Source organism: Enterococcus sp. FR204, from assembly GCF_031143325.1.
Lineage (GTDB): Bacteria > Bacillota > Bacilli > Lactobacillales > Enterococcaceae > Enterococcus_B > Enterococcus_B faecium.
Window position 1 is genome coordinate 1 of sequence record NZ_JAKZIW010000093.1, and the last position, 1,770, is coordinate 1,770.

General features: G+C 51.0%; 1 rRNA gene. It reads left to right on the forward strand.

Going from position 1 to position 1,770, the window contains the following annotated elements:
- The first annotated feature begins 142 nt into the window (after positions 1–142).
- A 16S ribosomal RNA gene (locus RG571_RS11935) occupies positions 143–1,702 on the forward strand.
- Positions 1,703–1,770 lie beyond the last annotated feature (68 nt).

Genomic DNA, 1,770 nt, shown 5'->3' on the forward strand with positions numbered 1-1,770 from the left:
TAGACCTTTGAAAACTGAACAAAGTAAGACAAACCAAATGTGTAGGGCGTCTTGATTCAATTCAAGACAACAAACATTTTTAACAAGCAAGCAATATGCTAGCAAACAAATTGAGCTTAACAATCGCAAGATTGTTCGAACTTTTTATGAGAGTTTGATCCTGGCTCAGGACGAACGCTGGCGGCGTGCCTAATACATGCAAGTCGAACGCTTCTTTTTCCACCGGAGCTTGCTCCACCGGAAAAAGAAGAGTGGCGAACGGGTGAGTAACACGTGGGTAACCTGCCCATCAGAAGGGGATAACACTTGGAAACAGGTGCTAATACCGTATAACAATCAAAACCGCATGGTTTTGATTTGAAAGGCGCTTTCGGGTGTCGCTGATGGATGGACCCGCGGTGCATTAGCTAGTTGGTGAGGTAACGGCTCACCAAGGCCACGATGCATAGCCGACCTGAGAGGGTGATCGGCCACATTGGGACTGAGACACGGCCCAAACTCCTACGGGAGGCAGCAGTAGGGAATCTTCGGCAATGGACGAAAGTCTGACCGAGCAACGCCGCGTGAGTGAAGAAGGTTTTCGGATCGTAAAACTCTGTTGTTAGAGAAGAACAAGGATGAGAGTAACTGTTCATCCCTTGACGGTATCTAACCAGAAAGCCACGGCTAACTACGTGCCAGCAGCCGCGGTAATACGTAGGTGGCAAGCGTTGTCCGGATTTATTGGGCGTAAAGCGAGCGCAGGCGGTTTCTTAAGTCTGATGTGAAAGCCCCCGGCTCAACCGGGGAGGGTCATTGGAAACTGGGAGACTTGAGTGCAGAAGAGGAGAGTGGAATTCCATGTGTAGCGGTGAAATGCGTAGATATATGGAGGAACACCAGTGGCGAAGGCGGCTCTCTGGTCTGTAACTGACGCTGAGGCTCGAAAGCGTGGGGAGCAAACAGGATTAGATACCCTGGTAGTCCACGCCGTAAACGATGAGTGCTAAGTGTTGGAGGGTTTCCGCCCTTCAGTGCTGCAGCTAACGCATTAAGCACTCCGCCTGGGGAGTACGACCGCAAGGTTGAAACTCAAAGGAATTGACGGGGGCCCGCACAAGCGGTGGAGCATGTGGTTTAATTCGAAGCAACGCGAAGAACCTTACCAGGTCTTGACATCCTTTGACCACTCTAGAGATAGAGCTTCCCCTTCGGGGGCAAAGTGACAGGTGGTGCATGGTTGTCGTCAGCTCGTGTCGTGAGATGTTGGGTTAAGTCCCGCAACGAGCGCAACCCTTATTGTTAGTTGCCATCATTCAGTTGGGCACTCTAGCAAGACTGCCGGTGACAAACCGGAGGAAGGTGGGGATGACGTCAAATCATCATGCCCCTTATGACCTGGGCTACACACGTGCTACAATGGGAAGTACAACGAGTTGCGAAGTCGCGAGGCTAAGCTAATCTCTTAAAGCTTCTCTCAGTTCGGATTGCAGGCTGCAACTCGCCTGCATGAAGCCGGAATCGCTAGTAATCGCGGATCAGCACGCCGCGGTGAATACGTTCCCGGGCCTTGTACACACCGCCCGTCACACCACGAGAGTTTGTAACACCCGAAGTCGGTGAGGTAACCTTTTGGAGCCAGCCGCCTAAGGTGGGATAGATGATTGGGGTGAAGTCGTAACAAGGTAGCCGTATCGGAAGGTGCGGCTGGATCACCTCCTTTCTAAGGAATATTACGGAGACTACACAATTTGTTTTTACTTTGTTCAGTTTTGAGAGGTTTACTCTCAA